We start from the raw sequence: 24,032 nt of genomic DNA on the forward strand, positions 1-24,032 counted from the left end.
GCCAGGCCGCGCTGCGCCAGTTCGGCAATCTGCGGGTAGTCCACCGGCCCGGGCAGTGCCCGGTTGGCCATGCTTGGGGCACTGTTGCGCAGCGCTTCGGCGACGGCCAGCAGGCCTTCGGACTCGACGCGCCAGTTCCAGCTGGCAATGTGCGCCTTGTCGTTCGGGGTGATGCCCAGCAGCGGCGGCTGCGGGTAACGCGCCTCCAGGTAGGCCGTGATCGCCGCGTTGTCAGTCAGCAGGGTCCCCTCCTCCGTGTGCAGCGCGGGGACCGTGCACTGCGGATTGATGATTTGGTAGGCGCTGCTCAATTGCTCGGAATTCCTCAGGTCCACCTGGACCGTTTCATGGGCAACGCCCTTTTCGGCGAGAAAAATTCGGGCGCGGCGCGGGCTGGGTGCGGTAGCGCAGTCGTACAGTGTGATCATGGTTGAATTCCGCTTGGAGGACAGGACAGGCAGCTGAGCCTCAAAGCGGCGCAGTCAGCTTGTCCTGGGTCTTGGTGTCGAAGTCGCTTGCATCATGGCGCTCGTGCAATTGGCTCGATGGCGCGCCCATGGTGCGGTTCACCATGCGACCGCGCTGCACAGCCAGACGTTGGGCAATCTGATCCGTCCAGCGCAGCACATGGCTGTACGCCTGAACCTGCAGGAATTCACCCGCTTCGTACAACTGACCCTTGACCAGCGTGCCGTACCAAGGCCACACCGCCATGTCGGCAATGGTGTACTCGTCCCCTGCCAGATAGGGACTCTCAGCAAGGCGACGGTCGAGCACGTCAAGCTGGCGCTTGACCTCCATCGCATACCGATCGATCGCGTATTCTATTTTTGTTGGCGCGTACGCGTAGAAATGACCGAAACCTCCGCCCAGAAAAGGAGCGCTGCCCATCTGCCAGAACAGCCACGACAGGCATTCGGCGCGCCTGGGGCCGTCTGCGGGAAGAAAGGCGCCGAACTTCTCGGCAAGATACAACAGGATCGCGCCGGACTCAAACACCCTGAGCGGCGTCGGTCCGCTGCGGTCCACCAGCGCCGGGATCTTGGAGTTCGGATTGGCTGAGACGAAGCCGCTGCCGAACTGGTCACCGTCTTGAATGCGGATCAGCCAGGCATCGTACTCGGCGCCCGTATGCCCCGCTGCAAGCAGCTCCTCCAGCATCACCGTCACCTTGACGCCGTTGGGCGTGCCCAGCGAATACAGCTGCAGCGGATGGCGTCCGACCGGCAGGTCCTTGTCATGGGTCGGGCCCGCGGTCGGCCGATTGATGCTGGCAAAGCGGCCACCGCTTTCCTTGAGGTGAGACCATATCTTGGGCGGCGTGTAAGAGGAAGAGTTGTCCATGGGGAAGGCACTTTGTCGTGATGGAAGCTTGTTGGGTGGGGGTTCGAGTCGCATGGTACGCGGATCGCCGTCAATGGACGGTTTGCCCCATGCGGACGATGGTGGCTGTCCCCACTTCAAAGGACTGCAATTCTTGCGCTGAGCGGATCTTGCGGCATATGTAAAGAGGCAACAGAAACCGACAGCATGGGTCAATTCTGCATTGGCGCTAACCTGCACAGGCCCTTCAAAGTAAAAGGCTCTGTCACTGTTAGATGTGGAATTTTTTTTCCAGAGGCGTAGAGTTCATAGCGAACCGTGAAGGAGGTTAGCCATGAACGCCGAGACTTTCAATGCGTTGATGAACCAACAGGTGCCCCGGCTCACGCTGCGCCAGCGTGAACTGCTCAAAAAGCGTCTGGATGAACTCGATGAGCAGCAAAAAGGGCTGGCCGTCATTGAGTCGTCCAGCGCGACTGAGCCGCGCTGCTGCCCACACTGCCAAGGCAGCGAGCTTTACCGGCATGGCCACGTCAGTGGGTTGCAGCGTTACCGCTGCCGGACATGCCACCGCACGTTCAATGCCCTGACGGGCACCGCGCTGGCGCGGCTGCGCAAGAAGGGCAAGTGGTTCGGTTTTAGTGAAGCCTTGGCCGCGTCCCTCACCCTTCGCCGGGCCGCTACTGCCCTGCAGGTTCACCGAAACACGGCGCTGCGCTGGCGCCATCGCTTTCTCAGCGGCCTCAAGGCAGACCGCGCGACAACGCTGCAAGGTATTACCGAGGCCGACGAGACCTATATCCTGGAGTCGCGCAAGGGCTGTCGCAAGCTGGACCGCCCGCCTCGCCGTCGCGGCAGCAAGGCGAGCAAAGCGGGCTTGTCCGGTGAACTGGTCTGCGTTTTGGTGGCTCGGGACCGTGCCGGACAGACGCTGGACTGGGTGATGGGACGCGGGCAGATGACAAAAGCCGCACTGGCCGGCGCACTGCAGCCCGTGCTGGCCAAGGATGCGCTGCTGGTGAGCGATGGCAACCGGACCTACTGCGGCTTTGCGCACGACGCGCACCTGGCGCACGAGGCGGTCAATCTGAACGCAGGCGTGCGCGTCAACGGCGCCATCCATGTCCAGAATGTCAACGCCTATCACGGCCGTCTCAAACAGTGGCTGCACCGCTTTCACGGCGTTGCCACGGGCTATCTGGACAACTACCTCGGCTGGTTTCGCGCCCTGGACAGCCACCATGGCGACTCTGGGCAAGCTGTCTTGGCGATGGCCTTGGGAAAATTTCCACATTTAACAGTGACATAGCCATTTTCATCGGTTGCGCCAATTGGTTTGTTCAGGCGTTGATGAGCGGATCGTATGCGGCATCACTGTCGCCGTCAAAACACCATTTTTGAACACCATGAGAACCGAATCGCCCAGTTTCGGACTCTGCTCTTGCGTGACAGCCATCGCCCCGAACGGCAACTCCAGCATTTTGGTGCTGGCGAACTTCACCAAGGCCAGATGACGCTCCATGGCGACCACAGTGCCGTAGTAGTGACCACCCATGCGATTGGGCACTACCAGTTCCCAGCCGAAGCGACGCGTCAGCTCGACGGCGGCCAACCCGTTGCCATAGGTGTCTTTGGTTCCCACGATTTCATTGATGCCATCGATCTTGTCCAGAATTTCCTTGCGTTCACGGTCCCAGGCTTGTCGCCAAAGGACCTCTTTGGCAACCAGTCCGACCATCGCCCGCGTCAAGTCGTCTATCTTCGCCTGCATGTCTTGTTTTGACAGTTCCATTGCAGCGCTCATTTCAAGATGTAGACGGCAAGAACGCCAACAGTCAACCCGCAAAAAACGCAGGCGCAGAGCATGGACACATACTGTCCCTTCCAGCGTTCTGCACGGATTTCATCGATTTTGTTCTGCAAACTTTGGCAAATACCATTGAGTGTTTCACTGACCTTGATTTCCGCCAGCTTGGCGCTGTCGGTCACCGCAGCGTCGAATTTTTTGGTCGCTCCGTCAAAGGATTGCTTGCATTTGAATTGCACCCAACCCATCTTATTTCTCATAGCGCTCGAAACATCCACGTCAAATGAATAGACGGCAGCTTCTTTCGCCTCCTTGACAGCCACCGAAAGCCCTTTCAGTTCTTGCCGGATGAAGCTGTGCATGGCTTTTTGGATTGGTTCTTGCAACACGTCGGCCTTGGCCGTTTGCGCCGCAATCACCGCCTGCATCTGCCCCAAAATCTGCGGCAATTCAGCCTTCAAGTCAGCCACCTGATCGTGCAATTTGCCGATGTCACCGAGCATTTCGGCCACCAGGATGTCGAGTGTTTTGTTCGCAGTCATGGCCGTCCTCACTTCAGCAAGGTTTTGAATACAGCGTCCAGCTCTTCGGTGACGCCAAGTGCCAGGCGCTTGACGGAGAGCATCTGTGCGAACTGCAGTTTTTCCTGATCCGACTGGGCCGTTTTAATTTTTTCCTTCCAATCCGTGGGATCGGCCAGAACAGCCGCAATGCTCTGCTGAGCACTGCCGAGCTTGCTGTAAATATCGTTGACGTGAATGACAGCGTCAGGTTTGAGTGTGAAGCGCTTCGCGCTGGCGTGGTAGTCGAACAGACCGGAAAAAACCTGCTCCACTTGTTCATCCATTTCGACCATGTTGAACACCAGTCGTATTTTTTTGGCCGGAATGCCAATGTCGGCCAAGGCTTCAATGGTGGAGATCGTGTCGCGTTGCTGCTTGGCGCGGGAGACGGTGGGCACGACAAAAAAATCAAAATCTTCGTGGCTGCCCTTGTATTGCGTCATCAGATTGATGAAGTCCTCAACATTGGAGGCGCCAACATCAATGACCGCATCGCTCATGAGGGCCATGGCCTCTTGCAATTGACCGAACTGGCTTCCCCGGATGGCTTCGTCCTGGGAGCCATCCGAGTTGATGCTCTCGATGGCAATCAATTGCGCGTTGCGCAACCGAGGGCCTAAAAGATGCCGGGCAACGGTCGACTTTCCAACGTTGCCCGAAAAATTGATGACTACGTTTTTCATGGATCTTTCTTTTTTACTAACTTGTTGAGAACCGGGTTCTCTGACTTGATGAACTCGTCGGCACGTTTTTCGCGCCGTTGCTTCTGACTTAACTTTGCTGGCGCAGCGACTGGTTCCTCCGCGTTGCTGTCACCACCCCCATGGGGTGGAGTAACCGCCAGTACTTGACTGGTTTTTTGGGCACTTTTTCTGAGAACAGCTGCCTTTTCTTGACTGCCTGGTTGTGCATTTGCACTTTCCCGCGTCACGACAAATTTGCGCACCGACTCTTGTGTCACCTCAATTCCGTTGCTGGCCAACCAATCGCGTATCTGCCCATTGGCGTAACCCAGATCCCGTAACTCAAAAATCTGAGACTTGAACGGGTCCAGTTGCGAGCGCTTCGCTCGGGGTTTGACTTGCTTAATAAATTCGCTGATGTCCATTGCATGGCCCTTGTGTTGGAACTGGACAAGATCATACCTGTCTCCAACCTAAATACAGCCAAATGCAATCTAGGCTACTTGTGGTTGCCATCGATCGATGTATCATACAACCGATATTAATTAAATACAACCCGTAAACAACCGTAGATAACCATAATTAAGCGTAAGGCCCTTTGAAACGGAGGGCGCGCTGGCATGGCAAACGCAGGCACGACAGCCACGTTTACAAAAACCCGCCTACGGCGTGATTTTGCAAACGTGGCCTGTGCCAAGGGGTGTTCCCCCTTGACCCCCTTGCGCTGCCCACCGTCCTTGCGCAGGTGGGCAGCTAAGCGCCAGCCTGTGGCTGGACGTGGCGATGCCACTGTAAATAACGAAGAAAGAAAGCATGGCGCGGCCTACCAAACCTGAGCATGAAAAGCTCAAGCACCCGGTGTCCTTCCGGCTGAAGGATGAGGATTTCCTCGTGTACGAAAGGAAGTTTTCTGCGTCCGGTTTAAACCAATCCGAGTTTTTCAGAGCGCACGTCCTGAACAACACCACGCAGGTGGTTGCCAAAGTGGCCGCTTCGGCCGATGCCAAACGCGCTGTCTTTTTGCTGCAAAAGGCATCGAACAATCTCAACCAACTGGCGCACCGTGCGAACGTCGAGCACCTGGGCGGCGTGCTGTCGGAAGCGACGTTTTTGGCCATCATCGGCCAGCTCCTGCAACTCAATGGTTTCATGCTTGAGCAAACGAGCGGGGCAAACAAATGATTGTCGAGATCGGCGGCGGCAAGGGTGGGCTCAAGGAGTATTTGGAGCACGGCAAGAAAAAGGGCCGCGACCTGCACCGCGACCAGCTGGACCAGCGCGTTGTGCTGTTCGGGGATCTGGACGTTTTCGAGCTGGCGACCTCCACGCATGGCGAGGATGGCCACCGTTACGACCACCTGACGTTGTCTTTTTCAGAGCGGCACGTCACCGACGACATGCTTCAGATTGCTGTGGCCGAGTTCCGCAGTCATGCCCTGGCGGCATGGCCTGAGGCCGAGCGCCATCGGATCGCGTTTTATGCCGAGGCACACCGCCCCAAAATCTTGAGCTACGCCAATGCAGAAACCGGTCAAACCATTGAGCGGCTGACGCACATCCATATTGGCTTGGGCAAGCATGACTTGCTCACCGGTGAATCGATTGCGCCGCTGGGATTTTTGGGCATGCAAACGGACAACCTCAAATACATCGACGCCTGGCAGGAATCTTTCAATGCGCGCCACGGGTTTGGCAGTCCCAAGGACAACCCGAAGATCACGCCGCAAAACGCGGTGGATGTTTTGGCCAGGTACACGGGCCAAAGGCCCGATGAACTTGGCACGTTCAACAGCAGAAAAGCCGCGCTCGAAGTGGCGTTGCAAAAGGCCATCATCGCCCAAAGCATCACCACGTGGGCGCGCTTTGGCCAGCTGCTGGCGCTCCATGGCGCCGTGTCAAAAATGCGCGCAGGGCAGTTCGGTGAGTGCTACCGAATCATGCTGCCCGGCGCCACCCGGGCCATGCGTCTGCAGGGCGTCTTTTTCCAGCGCCAGTTCATAGTGCGCCCGACAGCCGAAAAGGTCGCCATTGTGTCGGAAAAAGCAAAAGCGGCCTATCTGGAGCAGATGCAGCCTCGCAAAGCGCCGCAGTACGTTGCACAAACGCTCAGCGAGTGGCACAGCTTCAAAGCCCGCGAAAACCGGTACTTGCACACGGGCAGCAAGTTCTACAAAGACGTTTACCTACCCGCCGACGCGGCAACGCGCCAGCATCTCTTAGATCAACTAGAAAGAAATCATCATGCACTCCCAGGTCCTGCAGCAGCTCCAAACCGAAAAACTGCCACCGCCAGAAATCGCATGCCGCGCATGCCAACACGCAACCTGGATGGAATTCAGGAGCGGACCGAAATGTTACTGCGAGATCACCCAAGCATGGATGTACCAGCCGCACCAAGAGCCCCACCAGATGGTACTGGCGTGCGACAAACAAATGGAGCTCAAGGGCGAAACGGCGGCGCCGGTCAGCAGGCCTCGCCAGCCGGGCACGAAAGAAAGCGTGACCGGATGATTCAGCCATCGAGCGAGCTCGCACGCATCCATGACGACATGCGCGAGCGATACGAGCAGGCGGCGGACAAGGAGCGGTATACCGAGATTCGCCGCCACCTTGACTGCACGCAGCTCCTGGCGCGGCTTCGCCACTCGCACGGGCTGGATGCGGCGCTGTACCCGGTGGCCATGGCCACGGACGGCACACCGCGCATTGCGTGCGGCACCCGCTGCCTCACGCCGAGTGACTTCTTGACCAAGGAAATGGGATTGCCCTGGCGTGAAGCGGCGCCGATCCTGCGCGAGGTGTATGCGCTGCAGATCGGCAAGCAGGTCACGCGCGCACGCGACAAAACGCCATCGGCCCAGCTTTCGCAGGGCTTCAAGGTAGCGCAGGTGGCGGAAAACCCAGATCTCGCGCTTGGTGCGCAGGCGAAGACCCTGGCCGGCCTGTCCGGCACCGCCAGAAAATCCGCGCCATCCCTGGAAAAGCTCGGCGTGGCCAAGGTCAAAGCCGAGCTCACGGAGAAGCGCCTTGAGCTTCTCCCATCTATCCCGCCGTTCCAGGCGCAGGCCAGGCAGTTGTTCCCGCAAAGCCGCGCTCAAGCGGGAAGCGAAGAGGCGCTTGCTGCCCTACGCGAGCTCGAAAACACGGCGCGTGCGACGCCGGTACAGGCGGCGATCTCGGGGACGATCGCTTTCGGGAATGATCAGGCCGAAAAAAAGCGCCGCCGCCGGGCCCGCGAGTCGTCCGCGGCGCTCCTGCGTGCGCTAACCCACCACGTGGAACTCAACGGCGACATCACCTACAGCAAAGATGGCCGGGCCGTTTTCCGCGATGAAGGGCTGCGCATTGTCGTGCTTGACCAGAACGATGAGGACGTCATTGCCGCCGCATTGCTGATCGCGGGTGAAAAATTCGGCCAGGACCTGACGCTCACCGGACCGCTAGAGTTCCAGCAGCGCGTCGTTGCAGTCGCTGTCGCCCGGGGCATTCCTGTCAAATTTGTCGATCCTGCGCTCGAAGCATTGCGCTTGCAGCTGGTGGACGACAAACGCCAGGCGTCAGCTCCCGCGCAAACACCGCTGAAAGTACAGGACACCGGCGTGGATGCGGCCGGTCTGCAGCAGGTTGCGCCTGTGCTCCTCCTAGAAACACCCTCAGTGGATTCGCAAGACGAGGAGCGTTATGCGCGGCTGATAGCCTTCGCGCAAGACCAGGGCTTTAACGTTGAGAGGGTGGTGGAGGGCAGGCAGTACCTGGGCAAGATCTTGCAGGTCACGGATGAATTTGTAGTCCACAAGGTCGGCCGTCACACGGCTGTGATTCACCGCGTAGACCAGCTCCAAGGCAGTTACACGGTCGGTCAAACCGCACGCATTCAGTATCGCGAGGGCATTGGAATGGATGAATCAGAACAGCCTGGAAGTTCAGGTCAAGAACGCTGATGAAACTTGCATGCTCTGGCCGAAGCGCGCGAACTGCAGCATCTTTGAAGCCGAGGTTTTTTGCAAATTTACAAAATCAGAAAAACGTCGTCAAAGGCTGAAAAAATGTTGATTTTTCTTGACACCGAGTTCACTGCCTTCATGCGCCCAAGCCTGATCAGTATTGCACTGGTGTCCGAAGATGGCCGCGAGTTCCATGCCGAACGAACCGACTATCAGCCAAGCTGACTGTAGCGATTTTGTGCGGGCAACTGTGCTGCCCTTGCTAGGTGGCATGCCAGATGTCGAATGTGATCGTGCACAGTTGTCGAACCGCTTGCGCGAGTGGTTCGACCAACTGCCAGCGCCCGCCATCGTCATTTACGACTTCGAGAGCGATTGGCTGTTGCTTGCCGATGCCTACCTTGGCAGTGACTGTCGCCAATCACCTGCCAAGTTGGGGGAAAATTTGCACCTGGATCGCGCTGCTATCACTCACCCTGCCTTCGAGCAAGCATTAAACCTTACTTACACCCAGGATGGGCCTCCGCACCATGCCCTTTCCGATGCACGGGCGCTAATGGCGGGTTACCGTGCTTGGCACAAATTCATGGAAAGAAATTAGCGAGTCAATTAACTCGATGACATCGCGATCGAATGTAAAAGCAAGCATCGAAAAAGATTAAAGCTGCGTCAGGAGCGCAAACTCTTTCAACTCACCCTGTATTTTCGGGTGTCCACCTTTATTAAAATACGCATGATTGAGGCAGGGGGCGTGCGCCTCGTGATTTCAGCAGTAACTGGAAAGCTCGTCATTCTGCAATGTCGGCACTTCAGGTTCCATTAATAACTTATACAAGTTTTCAAGACATCAAATGAAGAACAGATGTTTTACTCAAGAGAAAATTCGGTCCCCCACACATATGTAGATTCGTCAGCCAGATCAAGGTCAGCAGGCAGGTCAGGTAAAAGGTCAAGACGATACATACTTTTATAGGCGTCGGTGATGGATTGAAGATCCTTAGAGACGGTTTGCCGTGTTATGCCTAAACTTTGCGCCGACTGGCTTTGGTTAAGGCCAGAGGCTAAAAGCATCACGATTTTTTTCTTACGATCTGTTATTTTTTGATCAACCATCTTGCGAGCTTCTTCACGGAGTTTGCTGTCGCTGTCAAGTAAACCATACAGATGATGCTCTACGAATCGAAGAATGTATCTATCGACCAATTCGTTGCCAGATCGAGCCCAGGGCATTTGACGAGCACCTATGACTTGGCGTTCTAGGCGACCTAGTTCCAGATCAAATTTTGACTCACTTCTTTTGGCTTTGAAGTAATTGGCGCGTACCAATTCGCTGCCAGGCGCTTTAGGCCTGTGAACAGAACAATATAAACGGCTGAGCCCGAAATTATTACTCTTACTTTTCGACCACCCGGCGCCACCGCAATACGCGATTATCTCTGTTTTTTCACCACAGAAACGGCATACCGGGCGAAGGTGCGCTCTGCGTATGTTGATGCTTCCTCCCTCATTCCCGTCATCCCACATTTTCTTTTTAGATTTTTTATTCCTACATGCTTGCGCTAGAACGCGAAGACAATCAAACGACACATGCGGCGGTTTCTTATGATCCGGACCATACATTTCCCGCGCTACCAAGCGGAAAAACTCTTCAAGCGCTGGAAATCCATAATGAAGTGTAAAGGCACTTAAAACGTACTGCCCATTTATTTTTGCTGCACAAGGCGATGCGTTTTGTATAGGTAAATTAAGGTTGTCATTTACAACCCTGGTAACTTTCAGGGCTGCAGGTTGATATTTGCGCCACGCTCTGTCCATGGCGATGCTGTCCAGTGAAGGAAAACGCATCTGGAGATCATTCCACGCTGGATCAATAAGTTCGCGCATCAACCTAAAAATTGAATGAGAGCGGGATTCTGGCGAGTACGCTTTCCATTTCTTGGAAAACGCTGTTATCGCCACTGCCAATGAAGCATCGCATCCTGGCCATATGTTTATGGTTTCAGGTTCAGCTTTAGGCTTGAATTTAGGTCCAGGTTTATTTTTTTTCTCCATGTCTCCATTTTAGCTAACTATCAGATTTTGCGAATTTTGATAAAAGCACGATCCTTGGTAACCAACCTAAAGGAACCATAACTATGCAAATCGAAGAAGCTTTAACCAATCAGTATGGCCCGCTAATGAGCGTGGCCATGCTGGCCAAGGTTTTGGACCGTTCAGTGGAGGGATTGCGCATCAGCTTGCGCACCGATTCTGCTTGGTCAAAACCGATAAATGCGGCAAAACTCAAAATTGGTCGACGTGTCTACTTCCGAACTGCAGAGATTGCTGTGGTTTTAAGTGCTCATTAAGACAACCAGAGTGCCGCCTTCCTTGCTTGCCTTTGCGGGCAGTCAAGTGGCTTTTTGGCACGCATGAAGTTGACGCACGAGAATCAAAATGAGCATTTCCGCGCTTACTTGGGCATTGAATGAGCCAATCAAACAATCTTCCATGAAGTTTGTGCTGGTCGTGTTTGCCAATTGTGCGAACGATAAAACATCCACGGCGTGGCCTTCTGCTGTTTATGTTGCTGAGGCCACTGCGCAAGACCGGAAAACTGTCCAGGCAAATGTCAAACGGCTTGTCGAGCTGGGATACATCACAGACACAGGCGAACGAAAAGGAAGAACGAAGCAGGTGATTGTTTACAGATTGAACTATCCCGGTTTTGGGCCTGTTCAAGAGGACCAAAAACGGGTGAGTTCAAAGAAGCCCGATTTTCCCTTCGAAGAGGCCCATTTTTCCTCGGAAACAGGCCCAAAAACGGGGCACGGAACCCAAAGGATCCCAAAGGAACCTGATACCCCCCCTACCCCCCACGGGGGGCCAGCCAGGGTTTGAAACATTCTTCAAAAATTTTCCCAAGCAGGTTGATGAACACAAAGCCCGTGATCAATGGGAACGATTGGCACCGGATGCTGTGTTGCAAGCAACTATTTTGGCGGCAGTCATAGACTGGCGCAGTTCGAGTCAGTGGCAAAAAGAAGCCGGATCGCTCGTACCTAAGCCGCACAACTGGTTGCGAAACAAGGGCTGGCTCAACGTGTCGGGCATAGCCCCATTGCCCAACAAGGCCGCGCTGCCGCGAGAGCCGGATCGCCTGCCCTCGCCAATGCCTGCCAGTGTGGCTGCTGCGGCTGCACGTATCCTTGGCACAGGAGCCAAGAGCCACGCCGTGCGGGCCTGTGCGCAAGGCGCATTCAACTGACCATATTTACCCGGTCAACCGCCTTGCAACGTTTGCTGGCGGTCACAAACGACAAAAATCTGGATGCCAAATTTGATTTCAGCCAGCACACGTTTGCAACAGGCGACCGTGTCAAAAAATAGTTGTAAGTTAAAATACTTTGCCGAATAACCTCCACTGATTGTTATCTTTCCCACATGATTTCTTGAAACTGGCATCAGTTAGTATTCCTAGGCCATGATTTCGGTGAAGTCTATAACTTGAACAGCACAAGCGATGGCAGGGAAAACTTAGAACTTATGAAAACAGCGATTTTTGTCGATTTTGACAATGTGTATACCGGGTTGAAGCAAATCAGCTTAAAAGCTGCAAATGATTTCGCGAGCAAGCCGCTCAAATGGCTTAAGTGGTTGACGCAAGAATTTGACCGCGATAACCTCGTAAATTCTGCTGATCAACGACGAATACTGGTACGGCGTTGTTATTTGAATCCCCAGTGGTATCAACAATACCGCCGATCGTTTCATGAGGCAGGCTTTGAGATTATTGACTGTCCACCCATGACCTCGACCGGTAAAACGAGTACAGACATACATCTTGTTTTGGATGCGATTGACACCTTACTTGATCCAACGCATTTCGACGAATTTATTGTATTTTCCGCCGATGCGGATTTTTCTCCTTTGCTGAGGCGCTTGCGGCGTCACGACCGGCGTACAGTAATGTTTGCCGCCGGTGTTGCGTCAAAATCATATAAAGCATCAGCTGACTATGTCATTGAAATAGATGAATTTCTTAAAGATGCGCTAGGTGAAGCGGGGTTTGAAGAAGACCGCGAGATGATTCATGCAAAGGTTGAGGCAAGCGGTTTCCAGATTGCTGAAGTCCCATTGAATCCCAGGGATTTCGTGCGAAAGCTGGTACTAGATGCAAATGCACCCGTGCCTATGGCTACGATCGCGCAGTTGATTCAAAACAAATATCCTGGTATTCTGGATAGAAAGTGGGATGGTGCTGGTTCTTTTGGCAGTTTTTTCTCCAGGCTGGCCATCGAGGAGATCGAGATAAATCCTCATAACAATATGGCGTTTGATAGAACCCGGTTGGAATCAACTGCCCTCACCTCTTCTAAATTTATACCCTCTACTGAACCAGCTGGCGACCGTTCTTTTTATACGACCTTAACTCCCTCACAACTAGATGAAGCCGCAGCCGACATTGTCAAAAGAATGGTGACTGAATCCGCAGGGCCGGTCAATTTTTCACGGCTGGGAACTACCTTACGACAGGATTTGCCGCAATTGCAATCCGGCTGGAATGGTTCAACTACATTGGCAGGCTACCTTAAGAGACTGTCGCTTGAGGGTTTGAAAACTTCGGAACTCGAGGATGGCGCAACCTTTGTGTTGTTCGACCCACGTCTTCATAATGCCCCTTGCGGACTGGTCAATGAGCCACTTGTTGCTGAAATGCTCCGAGCGGCAGACATGCCTGCCATCAAAGCAGCCGAGTTCAACCGCGTCTTGCTGCACATTACGGATCATATGGGCAATAACCAGCCATTCGAGATTAACGCTGTGACAAGAAAAATACTTGAATCCCTTACCGCCGACGGTTTTCGTTCCAGCACAAAAAGAGTCACAGGCCTGCTAAGAGCACTGATTTTTGGTGGATTGGATACATCGTACAAATACACCTCAGGAACCGAGTTGATTGCCGTTGCGGAGCGCGTCATTGCTGCGGCCTGGTCACGCGAGACACAGGCTCCTGTAGATGCTGACGCCGAGCGGCGTCTAAAGGTTTGGATTGGAACAGGGAGTTAACTGCATAACACTACGAAGGCCAGCATCGAAAAAAGTCTAAGGGATTCGATGCCGCGATTGAGCTGGCCGGCCGCTACAAGGAAAAGGGCTTTTGTAACTTGAGGCATTTATTCCGCAGGGCGGCTCATGAGGCTGGCTGAAATTGCTAGGCACCGGCATCAGCCAGGACCGGTTTAGGGCATCGTGCTGCCGGTGCTGAAATTCACAAAAGGAGGATCTCAGCCTGGCCGCTCAGGACAGGCTTGTGCAGAATTTTGTAGCCGGCGCTATCAAAACGATAGCGTGTCAGATTATCAAGGACAGGCGGCATAGGCTCATTCCTTCAAATTCACGCTTGGCAAAAAATCAATGCCGGTGCGCTTGACCAGCTCCGCATAGCTGATGGGCTTGGCGCCACGGGTCGCGTTGTCGTTCTGGTGCCAGTGCGCCCAGGCGCGGTGCTGGTCCTCGTCGTAGACGAGCTTGAACAAATGCGTGGGCACGCGCACCTGGCCCGGCCCGATGCCCTTGCTCTGGGCGATGGTCGGAACGTAGATTGGCCCGGTGATCACATACACGTCGCCTGTCGCCCGGGCCGCATATTTCTTTGTGGCATCTTCGACTGACACGCGCCAGGTGCCTTGGTTGTGCCGGGGGGCCTGGGGCACCATGTTGGCCAGCGAAAAGCTCTGGGCCATCGCTGCCGGTGTCGGCATCTGGCCGGCCGGCGCCAGGTGGCCCCGGTCATAGCCGCTGCCGCGGTAGTCCTCCAGCTGGGCGCGTTCGGCTGCGCGCAGGCGCGCATCGGCAAAGAACTTGTCGGTGCGCTTTTCGTCAGCGTCGGCGATGGCTGCGCGGTTGAGCTTTTGCGCGACATACACGGCCGTCTTGCTCTCACCCGAATGCAAGATGGCAAAGGCGTCGTAGCACAGCGCGCGCTGGCTCGGCTGGGGTTTGACCACGGGCGGCTGCCCGCCAGCGAAGAACTGCAGGCACGCTGCAAATGCCCCGCCCGTGCTGGCCGAACGCGGTGGCCCGGAGGCCGCAGGAACGCGGGCAGATCCCGAAGCCGCGCCAGGCCCGCTCGCCTGGCCGGCTTGCTGGCGCACTGCCGTCCCCAGGCGGGTGAGCAGCGCCTGCAGCTGGGCGCCAGCGGCCAGCTGCAGGCGCCGGGCGGGAAGCTCGGCGCACGAATGCAGCGACACGCCAGTGGCCAGGGTCAGCGCGATGCCGGCCAGGCGGGCCGTCGTGCTGCGGGCGCGCGGACGCCGGGTGGGTTTGCGTTTGGTCATGGGGCGAAGCAAGGCTCAAACCCGGCATTGTCGTGCGCTGCGGGTGCATGGAGATATGGGTGCATGGAGATATGGGGGCATCGACCGTCGAGCCAGGCGGGCGCCGGCACCGAGCGCGTGGCGGGCCGATAAGCAACAACCCGGCAGTGAGTGCTCTGTTCAATGCCAAGACGGGGTGAGACCGGATCAGGAAGTAGCTCATTTTTGAGCTTAAAAGACAAGGGTCCACTTATAGGCCAGGCTCAAAACCAATTGCACTATGTTTTGACCGGGATTCGTAAGCCTTTTCAGCCTGGATCACAACTTACAAGTTCTGAGCTACCAAGAAGTGACGCGAACTGTCTTGGCCTATGCTTGGCGTTCATGCCGCCGCACAGTCGCCACCAGCAGCCCTTAAGCACCGCATCTATTGAGGTGCATGTGGAACTGATCGATCAGCTGTTCAATTCCATTGACCCTTCGCCTTTTCATGCGCGCGACATGGATCCGGGTGCTGATGCGTACATCGTGGACAGCAGCAAGGGCCTGGCCAAGGACGTACCGCTGGCACTGATCATCCACCTGGACCAACCACCGACCGACGAGGCAAAACTAGGCCAGGTGGCCCGGGCCATTCAGACGCATTTCGCAGCCCAGGCGGCCACGACGCGCTTGCAGCTGAGGGAGCTGTTCGGGCGCGGCCGTATCAGCTTGCTGATCGGCTTGTCCGTTTTATCGCTGTCGATTGGCTTGGGCGAGGTCAGCAACACCTGGTTGTCCGGGGCAAGCATGGCCCAGATACTGCATCAAAGCGTGCTGATTGGTGGCTGGGTCGCCATGTGGAGGCCGATGGAGATTTTTCTGTATGACTGGTGGCCGATCGCCGCACGCATCCGCCTGCTCGACCGTTTGGCAACGATGCAGGTGCACATCGTTGCGCGGCAGCGTGCGTTAGCTGCAGCAGGATCTTCATCGGATTTCCTCAACTCGCTAAAGCCTTAATCCGCCAGAGGTGTCTGGCTTCAGAAGACGCCGATATTTCCCCTGCGTCGGCGAATATTGCTCCCTGGCTTGATCGCGTCTTCTGCAGCACAGCAAAATTTCTTAACCATGTTTTACATTCCATTGCGCCCTAAACCCCAATCTGGCAGGATGAGTTGTTGCCAGGTGGGACTCGTATCGGCGCTGGCCGCCTTTCAATACCAAGGAGGTAACACAGTTATCAAAAAATATTATTTGATTCTCATTGTTTCAATTTTTACCTTTTTTGCTCCGGCTTACTGCCGCGTTTAAATTCCCTGAAACTTGTGAAAACCCGCCTGTTCACGAGTGCCGCTAGAGAGGCAGGGGGCTGCTACAAAGACGAACGCGACCCGCTTGCATTTGGTACCCCATCGACGTGATTGGCGGCAAGTACGGTCTTGAGGAAACTGGATACAGACCCGGCAGGGGAGTAGGCACTCGACCTAATTTAAATTTTCCAATTGATTCGGCTAAAAAACTCCTGCTTCAAATAACGTTTTCCTGGAAGTTTGATGCAACCCCTCCACCAGCCCTTGCTGAGCCATCCCAAATACCGCGCTGACATTGACGGACTGCGTGCCCTGGCGGTGCTGTCCGTGGTCATCTTTCATGCTTTTCCGACAAGGCTTGTGGGCGGCTTTATCGGCGTTGACATCTTCTTTGTCATCTCGGGCTTCCTGATTTCCACCATCATTTTTAGCAACCTTCGGAGCGACTCCTTCAGCTACCTGGAGTTTTACCGGCGGCGCATTCGCCGGATATTTCCTGCGCTGGTCGTCGTTCTGCTGGCTTGCCTGGGCTTGGGCTGGTTCGGCTTGCTGGCCGGTGAATACCAGCAGGTCGGCAGGCACACGCTGGGCGGCATCGGCTTCATCTCCAACCTGATGCTGTGGAGCGAGGCCGGCTACGACTACTTCAACACCGCCAGCGAGTCAAAGCCGCTCCTGCATCTGTGGAGCCTGGCGATCGAGGAGCAGTTCTACATCATCTGGCCCTTGCTGCTGGTACTGCTCTGGAAGCGCCGGGGGAACTTTGTCGGGGTTGCCTGCAGCATTGCCCTGGTGTCTTTCGCCTTTAATGTGCTGAGCTTTCCCGAGCATGCGCAAGCCGCTTTCTATTCGCCGCTTTCACGTTTTTGGGAATTGATCATTGGCGGACTGCTGGCCTATGCCCTGATGCACAAGGCCGGTTCAATGGCCCGGTATGCCAACGCGCAGTCCACCCTGGGCATGGCTTTGATTGTTGCGGGACTGGTGTTTGTCAACAGCGAACGCGCATTTCCGGGCTGGTGGGCGCTGTTGCCAACACTGGGCGCTGCCTTGCTGATCTCGGCGGGGCCCTTAGCATGGTTTAACAAAACAGTGCTGTCCAACCCGGTCGCCGTCTGGTTCGGCAAGATCAGCTACCCCCTGTACCTGTGGCACTGGCCCTTGCTGTCCCTGGCCATGCTGTGGAATAACGAAGAAACGCCGGCCGGCCCGGTTCGCCTTGGCCTGGTGCTGCTGGCCATCGCGCTGGCATGGCTGACCTACAAGTTCATCGAGTTGCCCATACGCGTTGGCAATACTGGTTCGACTCCGCAACTGGTCGGCGCTTTTTGCCTGGTCGGCCTGTTGGCGATGCCCATTGTTTTGCTCAATGGTTTCCCGGGCAGGTACATCAACAAGGACGAAACCCGGGTTTTCCTGGACCAGTATAAAAAATTGACCCGGCTGGGCTTGTCCGATTATTACCAGGAGCAATGCGATTTTTCAGAGTGGACCACCGGCAAGAACAAAGGTTCGATTGACGCGGCCTGCACCGCCACCAGCGGCGACCGCCCGGTCTACCTGCTGTGGGGAGACTCGCATGGCCAGGCCCTGTCGTTTGGAATTCGCAAGAACATTTCGCCTTTGGTACAACTGGCACAGGTGGTCACCAGCGGGTGCAAGCCAAAACTGCATCCTGACCCAAAGAACGGGACTGACAAGTCGGCATGCCAGGCTAGCAACGAGTTTGCGATTGAATTCATTAAAAAGCATAAACCCGCGCGCGTGTTTATTGTCCAAAGCCAGGACCATCAATTAACCGACTGGAAAGAAATGGCCAGACTGGTTGAAGCGAACCACGGCGAACTCGTACTTGTCGGACCCGTACCGCAGTGGAGGCCCTCCCTGCCCGTCATTGTTGCGAGAGACCTGAAAGCCAAGCATGACTATGTCGCAGAGGGCCTTGATCCCAAGGTATTGGATACAGACGGAAAACTTCATGCCATTTATGCAACAAGCAATGTCAGGTTCGTCTCAATCATCGACAGGTTGTGCCGGCTCAACGAATGCCGCGCCAAGGTGCCGTCCTATGACGGATTCGACTTGATTGCGCTGGATTATGGGCACCTGACGCCGGCCGGCTCCGACTTTGTTGCCAAACAGGTGTTGCAGGATTTTTTAAGCCCTCCCGACCTACAACAGATGGTGTCCGCACGGTGATGGTTCGAGCCGGTCGGTCGACGGCATCAATGTGCAGCATGTCGCTGCACAGGATGAAAGCCAGCAGCCTGGCAAAATTCGATGTTCTGGTCTTGCCTGAATAAGCGGCAACAGGCAATGTTGTATTGGCTCTCAAGTTAGCAGGCGAACCATAGACTATGGCTCCAAACCCGTTTCAGTGTCTTAGGGCCTCAACAGCAAAAAAAACCGTTGTTCCACATAAGCGCTCCCGGCGAGCCATCGATGGCACAACCCGCCAGCTCAAAATTGCAAGGCAATTGATCAGCAAGCCATCAGCGCAAAATCAGAACCGGCACCTCACTGAGCCGCAGCAGCGTGGTCGTCGTGCTGCCGACAATCAGCTGACGGATGCGAGAAGTACCGTAAGCCCCCATCACCAGCAGCGATGCGCCCTGCGCCTTGATCAGCGCAGGAAGCACTTCTTCAGGCTCACCCGGCTCCAAACGGACTGTGGCGTCAAAGCCAGCGGTAGCTAGGGCCAGCCGAGCCTCTTCGAGCTGCTGGCGCGCCAGTGCGGTATCGGCGCCGGCCATCGCCACCAGCACGGGCAGACCTTTGAGCAACGGGCTACGCGCCACCGTATCAATGGTCTTGCGCGCCGTCGGGCTGCCATCAAAGGCCATGACAAAACGCTTGGGGGCTTCGAAAGCCTGCCCGGTCGAAACCAGCACCGGACGCTTCACGGCACGGATCACGCGCTCGACATGGTGGTCCAGATGGATTTTCGACGCATCGGTGGCGCGGTAATGCTCACCGAGCACATAAAGGCGTGCGTCCGGCTCCATCTCAAGCACGGTGTCGATCAACTCGCCGTGGCGCAGCCGGACATCGAGCCGCAGCACACCGCAAGCGGCAGCACGCGCTCGTGCGCTCGCCAGCAGTTGCCAGCCCACTTCCTGTGCCAGCTTGCCGCGTTGCGCATCGAGCGTGCTCAATTGAACCAGCAGATCTTCCTGCGCGCCCAGCCCAATGGCCCCGCTGAAGTCGTTGATTTGAGGAGGTTTGGGACTGCGTTCGAGGACATGGAGCAACTCCAGCGGCGCATCGAGCCGCAGCGCGGACCAGGCGGCCCAATCGATCACGGCGGCGGTGTTGGCGAGGCCGTCAATACAGGCGTAGACTTTATTCATTGTGTGTTCCTTTGGTCTGGTGGATGCAGTTAATGCATGAAATTTTCAACCGCGCCGGGTTTGTCGTGAATCGCAAAGCGGTCCATCATGGTGGTGCTTGCATCATTCAGACCAAGCACCTCCACCTCGGCGCCTTCGCGCTTGAATTTAAGAACCACCTTATCGACGGCACTTACCGCCGTGATGTCCCAGAAATGGGCGCGACTGACATCGATCCGGACCTTTTGAACCGCTTCCTTGAAATCAAACGTATTGATGAACGTTTCGGATGAGGCAAAAAACACCTGCCCGATGACGTTGTAAGTGCGTATCTTGCCGCTGGCATCCAGCGTGCGGTCTATGCGCAGCACTTTGCCGACCTTGTGTGCAAAGAAAATGCCCGACAGCAGCACGCCGACAAACACTCCCTTGGCCAAGTCATGCGTGGACACCGTCACCACCACGGTGGCAATCATCACTAAGGTTGAACTGGGCGGATGCTTGCGCAGGTTTCGTATCGAGTCCCAGCTGAAGGTACCGATGGAAACCATAATCATGACGGCCACCAGCGCTGCCATCGGGATCTGCTTCACCCACGGACCGAGGAAGACGATCATGAGGAGCAGAAAAACGCCGGCCGCGAGAGACGACAAGCGGCTGCGCCCGCCGGACTTCACATTAATCACCGATTGTCCGATCATGGCGCAGGCCGCCATGCCACCAATGAAGCCGGAGGCGATGTTCGCCACCCCCTGGCCCATGCACTCGCGGTTCTTGTTGCTGGGGGTGTCGGTCAGTTCATCGACGATGGAAGCGGTCATCATCGACTCCAGCAAGCCGACAGTTGCCAACGTGAGGGCATAGGGAAAGATGATCGTGAGCGTCTCCAGGTTCAAAGGGACATCCGGCAGCAAAAATATGGGCAGGCTGTCGGGTAGCTCGCCCATGTCGCCCACGGTTCGAATATCGAGCTTCAGCGCCATTGCCACGCCCGTGAGAACGACGATGGTGATCAGTGGAGAAGGCACCGCTTTGGTGATGTAGGGAAAACCGTAAATGATGGCAAGACCGGCAGCCGTCATGGCATAGACCACCCAGCTGACATTGGTCAGTTCGGGCAACTGCGCCAGAAAGATCAGGATCGCCAGCGCGTTGACAAAGCCGGTGATGACCGAGCGCGAGACAAAACGCATCAGCGCGCCCAGTTTGAGTAGTCCCGCAATGATCTGCAGCACACCTGTCAGCACCGTGGCAGCGAGCAGGTACTGAAGGCCATGGTCCTTGACCAGCAGCACCATCAGCAAGGCCATGGCGCCAGTGGCCGCAGAGATCATGCCAGGTCTTCCGCCAGTGAAGGCGATGACGACCGCCACGCAGAACGAGGCATACAGGCCGACTTTGGGGTCAACCCCGGCAATGATGGAAAAGGCAATGGCCTCGGGAATCAGGGCAAGCGCCACAACGATGCCGGCAAGCAGGTCGCCCCGGATGTTGGAGAACCAGTCCTGGCGGACGGATGAATAGATTGTTTTCAATGGGTATGGACGGCGTCAGGCATGACCGGGCGGCCGTGAGTCAATAGGAAAAAAAAAGGGGGGGGGGGGTGAGGGAACTAAGCGCTGCAGCAGAAAAGCTGGGCTGGCGAGTTCGGTAAAAATCGCGGCGCGTGGCGCCGGAGTGATGGCCTAGGGCGGCGTCACAGAGCAAAAATAGCCTCGGGGCAACTCGCGTCCGCGGTTGACAACCTCAGTGGTGGAGATCCTATGACAGCTAATTTTCACAGGCTAAGTATAACAATTGACTTGAAACGGCTCACTTTCCATGCTGGTAGGGGTGATTGCATGGAACATTTAACTCATGGGTTTTTCGCAGATTTTCAACAACATCAATATGTTGCGAACCTATATGTGATTGCTCTGGCCATGCAGGCTAAGGTTTTGTTACCTCGTGGTTGATGCAGCCTGCAGCAGTGCTTTGGGCGCTGAAATACGCTTGCCGGCATCCCATGGAAAGCTGGCACCGTCAGCGAAATATCACCTTAAAAAGCCCACGCGATTTTTCATCTGTGCGCGCTCCAGATCCGGCGTGCTGTCGGCCTGAACCTGAAAGACTTCGGCAAACATCGGGACGAGGAGCTTGTTGCCGTATTCGCTCAGATGGTCGTCGTCAAAATACAGCGGCCGGCCGGCCGTCCCTGGCGCCCTGGCAGCGGCCATCTGGCAGGTATGGCAAAGGGTCGAGGATTTTCACGCCGCAGCGCTCGCGCGCGGCATCCTGCGCGCGCCAGACAAGGCCATGGCGCTGGTGGTAGTCCAGCAGCGAAATGGAAATGTCTTTGTTGGCTTGGCCGACCAGCATGGCCCGTGCCATCGCGTTGGGTACGTGGCTGCGCATCTCCGGCAGAGGACGCACCAGGTAGACGGTTCGGTCCCGGGCCAGTTGGCAGGCGGTGTCGGTGACCTTGGCCGCGAATTCAAACAGGAAGTCCGAGGTGACGGAAGGCGGCATCTGCGAGAAAAAAACAAGCGGCATGCTTGCTGCCGAGGGATCGTTTTCACCGAGCGCATAAAAAGTCAATCGGTTCAGCACCACCACGGGAATGTGCCTAGGCATGGCATGGAGCTGCTGAAATATCCCGTCGATGAACAGCTTGCAGTCATAGCCTTTCGTGGCTTGCGCCTGCTTGAAACCAGGCGCCGGCGAGATCCCCGACAAGGTCGGGCAGCCACCGTAGGTCCATTGCATGACGCCATCATGGGCTCCTGGCACGGCCGCTGCCAGCGCGGTCACAGCCGCATCGGCATGGCTGTCGCCCAACAAAATGGCGGCCAGGTTCTGACCGCCATAAATGCACGAGGGTGAAGTAACGCCGCCTTTGTCCACATGGCAGCCGTCGCGCCGGGGATTGATGTTTTTGGATTCGGCCGAGACCGCCTCAATGGCCACCGAAAACCGCCCGGCAATGCCCTCCTGAACCCGAATCCCCACCCCCGGCACAGCCACTGCCGCCATCGTCGCGAGCAGCGCTGCAGCGCCCCAGCGCCACTGCGGCCGGCTCAAATGAACACGCGCCGGCGACTCCACCAGCCGGTAAGAGGCATCCCCCAGCACCAAGGTCAGCGCCAGACCGGCCGCCATCGCCGTGGCATCTGGCTGCACTTCAAGGTAATAAAACAGTACCACCACGACCGGCCAGTGCCACAGGTACAGCGAATACGAACGTGTGCCCAGCCACTGGGCAGCGCGGTGGCCCGTCCAGGGCGAATCAGCGCGGGCAGCGAGCAGCACCCCCACCGTCCCCAGCACCGGCACCAGGGCGCGCCAGCCCGGCCATGGCGAGGCGGTGTCAAAGCCGGTAATAGCAGCAATCACCAGCACCAAGCCGGCCGCTTCAAGCGCCGTGCGCTGGCGCGCTGTCAGCACCACGCGATGCGCCAGCAGGTACGCCAGGCCGCCAGCGAGCATTTCCCAAGCGCGGGTCGGCAGCAGGTAAAACGCCGCCGTGGGCTGCAAGGGCGTTGCCGCCACGGACAAGGCAAGCGATGCCAGCAGCCCTGCCGCCATGAACCCGGCAAGCGGACGTCGGCCGGGGCGCCATTTCCATACCGCCACGACCACCAGCGGCAAGAGCAGGTAAAACTGCCATTCCACCGCCAGCGACCAAGTGTGCAGCAGCCATTTTTCGTGCGAAGCGGCGTCAAAGTAACCCGCCTCGCGCCAGAACTTGATGTTGGACAGAAAAACCAGGCTGAACACCACATGGTTGCCCAGCGCGTGGTAGTCGATTGGCAACAATATCCACCAGCCCAGTGCCAGCAGCACCGCGCACAGCACGATGAGCGCTGGCAAGATGCGGCGCGCCCTGGCCAGGTAGAAGGTAAGTAGGGAGAATCTTCCGCGCTCCAGGCTGCCGACCACGATGGCGGTCATCAAAAAGCCTGAAATCACGAAAAACACATCGACTCCGACGAAGCCGCCGCCCAAGCCCGGCACGCCAAAGTGGTACAGGATGACGGCGACGACGGCCCAGGCGCGCAAGCCATTGATGTCACTGCGGAAACCAGAAGCGATGCGGGCATCCTGGGTCATACGATCCTCTGGGTTTTTCTTGTTGTCGTGAAAATTCTAGCCAGGCCTACAAGGTAGCCAGGGTTACCCTAATGTTCCATAATTAATAGCAGAACAGGCATGCAACAGGGCGCACAGTGGCAGGGAATGCCGTCTTTTGCAGCCTTCGCTGATGGCCTGTGCAGCATTAAAAGATGCGGGAGACAGTGCCCCTTGCCGGCGCAGCAGCGCGGTCGTCGCCTTGGCGCCGTTGTCGGTCCTGCCAACTGGCGCAACTCGACACCATGTCGAGCGCGACTTCCTGATGAAACCAAGCGCACACAGCGCCACCAGCAGCCAACGCTCGATGGAGTTCAGCGCTGCGGCATCGACCAAGTTGAAATCAAAATGAAACATTGGCAATAGCATCAGTCCATGCCGATGGTTGGATACGGCAGTTCATCGCGCCAAGCGCGCGATGAACTGCCCGTGAATGTCGCCGCGGCAGTTGGGCAAGGGTAAGGCCATGAGGGCGTTGTTCGAAAGGTGGGGCCAGCGGATGATTTTTTGAAATTCGGTGAGGCTGCTGTTGACGGCGGTCAGCGCAGCACGAGGACCGGCACCGGGCTGGTGCGCAGCAAGGTCGTGGTCGTGCTACCCATGATCAACTGGCGGACGCGGGAGTGGCCGTAGGCGCCAATCACCAGCAGGTCCACTGCATGCGCTTTCAGGTAATTCATCAAGG

At 56.5% G+C, this 24,032-nt stretch carries 24 protein-coding genes; 10 read left to right on the forward strand and 14 right to left on the reverse strand.

Annotated elements, in window-relative coordinates; genetic code table 11:
* The coding region (locus tag ACP7AD_RS15960; protein WP_426149207.1) for a glutathione S-transferase at positions 1–428 on the reverse strand (428 nt) is incomplete at its 3' end.
* A gap of 40 nt (positions 429–468) precedes the next feature.
* Positions 469–1,344 (reverse strand): glutathione-dependent disulfide-bond oxidoreductase, encoded by an 876-nt coding sequence (yghU, locus tag ACP7AD_RS15965; protein WP_426149206.1) that lies wholly within the window; start codon positions 1,342–1,344, stop codon positions 469–471.
* Between the two features lie 313 nt (positions 1,345–1,657).
* Here yghU and ACP7AD_RS15970 point away from each other — a divergent pair, with 313 nt between their 5' ends.
* Complete coding sequence (locus tag ACP7AD_RS15970; protein WP_426148737.1) at positions 1,658–2,632, forward strand: IS1595 family transposase; 975 nt, start codon at positions 1,658–1,660, stop codon at positions 2,630–2,632.
* Between the two features lie 6 nt (positions 2,633–2,638).
* Here the strand turns inward: ACP7AD_RS15970 and ACP7AD_RS15975 are convergent, their stop codons facing one another.
* The 4 genes from ACP7AD_RS15975 to ACP7AD_RS15990 are packed head-to-tail and all read right to left on the reverse strand — an operon-like array spanning position 2,639 to position 4,801.
* The gene (locus ACP7AD_RS15975) at positions 2,639–3,115 is read right to left on the reverse strand and encodes a hypothetical protein (RefSeq protein WP_426148738.1); all 477 of its coding nucleotides are present in this window, start codon (positions 3,113–3,115) and stop codon (positions 2,639–2,641) included.
* Between the two features lie 8 nt (positions 3,116–3,123).
* Positions 3,124–3,672, reverse strand: coding sequence for a hypothetical protein (locus ACP7AD_RS15980; RefSeq protein ID WP_426148739.1), 549 nt, complete (start codon positions 3,670–3,672; stop codon positions 3,124–3,126).
* Between the two features lie 8 nt (positions 3,673–3,680).
* Complete coding sequence (stbB, locus tag ACP7AD_RS15985; protein WP_426148740.1) at positions 3,681–4,376, reverse strand: StbB family protein; 696 nt, start codon at positions 4,374–4,376, stop codon at positions 3,681–3,683.
* Positions 4,373–4,801: a hypothetical protein gene (locus ACP7AD_RS15990; protein ID WP_426148741.1), complete on the reverse strand. Its 429-nt coding sequence runs from the start codon at positions 4,799–4,801 to the stop codon at positions 4,373–4,375. Before ACP7AD_RS15990 ends, stbB begins: the two co-directional genes overlap by 4 nt.
* Before the next feature lie 388 nt (positions 4,802–5,189).
* Here ACP7AD_RS15990 and ACP7AD_RS15995 point away from each other — a divergent pair, with 388 nt between their 5' ends.
* The 4 genes from ACP7AD_RS15995 to ACP7AD_RS16010 all read left to right on the forward strand — a co-directional run bounded on the left by ACP7AD_RS15995 (position 5,190) and on the right by ACP7AD_RS16010 (position 8,921).
* Complete coding sequence (locus tag ACP7AD_RS15995; RefSeq protein WP_426148742.1) at positions 5,190–5,558, forward strand: plasmid mobilization protein; 369 nt, start codon at positions 5,190–5,192, stop codon at positions 5,556–5,558.
* Positions 5,555–8,317 carry an LPD7 domain-containing protein gene (locus ACP7AD_RS16000; protein ID WP_426148743.1) on the forward strand — a complete coding sequence of 921 codons (2,763 nt, stop codon included), beginning with the start codon at positions 5,555–5,557 and terminating at the stop codon, positions 8,315–8,317. Before ACP7AD_RS15995 ends, ACP7AD_RS16000 begins: the two co-directional genes overlap by 4 nt.
* Before the next feature lie 105 nt (positions 8,318–8,422).
* Positions 8,423–8,545 (forward strand): hypothetical protein, encoded by a 123-nt coding sequence (locus ACP7AD_RS16005; protein ID WP_426148744.1) that lies wholly within the window; start codon positions 8,423–8,425, stop codon positions 8,543–8,545.
* A complete protein-coding gene (locus ACP7AD_RS16010) occupies positions 8,514–8,921 on the forward strand; it encodes a hypothetical protein (RefSeq protein WP_426148745.1) in 408 nt (135 codons plus the stop codon). Before ACP7AD_RS16005 ends, ACP7AD_RS16010 begins: the two co-directional genes overlap by 32 nt.
* A 266-nt stretch (positions 8,922–9,187) precedes the next feature.
* Here ACP7AD_RS16010 and ACP7AD_RS16015 read toward each other — a convergent pair whose 3' ends face one another.
* A complete protein-coding gene (locus ACP7AD_RS16015; RefSeq protein ID WP_426148746.1) occupies positions 9,188–10,372 on the reverse strand; it encodes a helix-turn-helix transcriptional regulator in 1,185 nt (394 codons plus the stop codon).
* An 83-nt stretch (positions 10,373–10,455) separates the two neighbouring features.
* Between ACP7AD_RS16015 and ACP7AD_RS16020 the strand changes: the two genes are divergently transcribed.
* The 3 genes from ACP7AD_RS16020 (at position 10,456) to ACP7AD_RS16030 (ending at position 13,369) form a co-directional block, all read left to right on the forward strand.
* Positions 10,456–10,668 (forward strand): DNA-binding protein, encoded by a 213-nt coding sequence (locus tag ACP7AD_RS16020; protein ID WP_426148747.1) that lies wholly within the window; start codon positions 10,456–10,458, stop codon positions 10,666–10,668.
* Positions 10,669–10,756: 88 nt separating this feature from the next.
* Entirely contained in the window at positions 10,757–11,200 is a 444-nt protein-coding gene (locus tag ACP7AD_RS16025; protein WP_426148748.1) for a helix-turn-helix domain-containing protein, read from the forward strand.
* A 645-nt stretch (positions 11,201–11,845) separates the two neighbouring features.
* Positions 11,846–13,369 (forward strand): NYN domain-containing protein, encoded by a 1,524-nt coding sequence (locus ACP7AD_RS16030; protein ID WP_426148749.1) that lies wholly within the window; start codon positions 11,846–11,848, stop codon positions 13,367–13,369.
* Between the two features lie 314 nt (positions 13,370–13,683).
* On the opposite strand, the gene ACP7AD_RS16035 is transcribed toward ACP7AD_RS16030, so the two are convergent.
* Positions 13,684–14,640 (reverse strand): DNA/RNA non-specific endonuclease, encoded by a 957-nt coding sequence (locus tag ACP7AD_RS16035; RefSeq protein ID WP_426148750.1) that lies wholly within the window; start codon positions 14,638–14,640, stop codon positions 13,684–13,686.
* 420 nt (positions 14,641–15,060) lie between these two features.
* Between ACP7AD_RS16035 and ACP7AD_RS16040 the strand changes: the two genes are divergently transcribed.
* Both ACP7AD_RS16040 and ACP7AD_RS16045 read left to right on the forward strand, forming a co-directional pair.
* Positions 15,061–15,621: a hypothetical protein gene (locus ACP7AD_RS16040; protein WP_426166222.1), complete on the forward strand. Its 561-nt coding sequence runs from the start codon at positions 15,061–15,063 to the stop codon at positions 15,619–15,621.
* 533 nt (positions 15,622–16,154) lie between these two features.
* Complete coding sequence (locus tag ACP7AD_RS16045) at positions 16,155–18,110, forward strand: acyltransferase family protein (RefSeq protein WP_426148752.1); 1,956 nt, start codon at positions 16,155–16,157, stop codon at positions 18,108–18,110.
* A gap of 293 nt (positions 18,111–18,403) precedes the next feature.
* Here ACP7AD_RS16045 and ACP7AD_RS16050 read toward each other — a convergent pair whose 3' ends face one another.
* From ACP7AD_RS16050 to ACP7AD_RS16075, 6 genes are all read right to left on the reverse strand, one after another.
* Positions 18,404–19,261 carry a universal stress protein gene (locus ACP7AD_RS16050; protein WP_426148753.1) on the reverse strand — a complete coding sequence of 286 codons (858 nt, stop codon included), beginning with the start codon at positions 19,259–19,261 and terminating at the stop codon, positions 18,404–18,406.
* A 29-nt stretch (positions 19,262–19,290) separates the two neighbouring features.
* A complete protein-coding gene (locus ACP7AD_RS16055) occupies positions 19,291–20,766 on the reverse strand; it encodes a SulP family inorganic anion transporter (protein WP_426148780.1) in 1,476 nt (491 codons plus the stop codon).
* Positions 20,767–21,273: 507 nt separating this feature from the next.
* Positions 21,274–21,456: an SGNH hydrolase domain-containing protein gene (locus ACP7AD_RS16060; RefSeq protein WP_426148754.1), complete on the reverse strand. Its 183-nt coding sequence runs from the start codon at positions 21,454–21,456 to the stop codon at positions 21,274–21,276.
* The gene (locus ACP7AD_RS16065; RefSeq protein WP_426148755.1) at positions 21,407–23,329 is read right to left on the reverse strand and encodes an acyltransferase family protein; all 1,923 of its coding nucleotides are present in this window, start codon (positions 23,327–23,329) and stop codon (positions 21,407–21,409) included. Before ACP7AD_RS16065 ends, ACP7AD_RS16060 begins: the two co-directional genes overlap by 50 nt.
* 63 nt (positions 23,330–23,392) lie before the next feature.
* Positions 23,393–23,716, reverse strand: coding sequence for a hypothetical protein (locus ACP7AD_RS16070; RefSeq protein WP_426148756.1), 324 nt, complete (start codon positions 23,714–23,716; stop codon positions 23,393–23,395).
* Positions 23,717–23,886: 170 nt separating this feature from the next.
* A complete protein-coding gene (locus ACP7AD_RS16075; RefSeq protein ID WP_426148757.1) occupies positions 23,887–24,027 on the reverse strand; it encodes a universal stress protein in 141 nt (46 codons plus the stop codon).
* Positions 24,028–24,032: the final 5 nt, after the last annotated feature.

The sequence above is a fragment of the Polaromonas sp. DSP2-3-2b2 genome (genome assembly GCF_049895905.1).
Taxonomy (GTDB): Bacteria; Pseudomonadota; Gammaproteobacteria; order Burkholderiales; family Burkholderiaceae_C; genus Polaromonas.